Below are 235 nucleotides of genomic sequence, written 5' to 3'. Positions count from 1 at the left end.
GCGGTAAGCCGGGTCCGCCAGATTCTGCGGATCTTCATCCGGCAGGCGACGCAGGGTCATCTGCGGATTCACTTCATGCTTCGGCTTGACATATCCCGGCGTAAATTCAGAGGTGGAGCCGCCACGGGAACGGATAACCTCACCGGAAACAATCGGCGAAACGTACAGCGCCATGTTTACCAGTCCCGGAATTTGTGAGAGATAGACTTTCTCCGTGGTGAAGGGATAGCTCTCA

General features: G+C 55.7%; 1 protein-coding gene. It reads right to left on the bottom strand.

Annotated features, from left to right (window positions below; genetic code table 11):
* Positions 1–235: major capsid protein (locus tag SB771_RS37155; RefSeq protein WP_410722302.1), on the bottom strand; the 235-nt coding region annotated here is incomplete at both ends.

Source organism: Burkholderia sp. SIMBA_051 (assembly GCF_046534915.1).
GTDB classification, from domain to species: domain Bacteria; phylum Pseudomonadota; class Gammaproteobacteria; order Burkholderiales; family Burkholderiaceae; genus Burkholderia; species Burkholderia ambifaria.
This window is presented reverse-complemented; position numbering and strand designations above follow the sequence as displayed.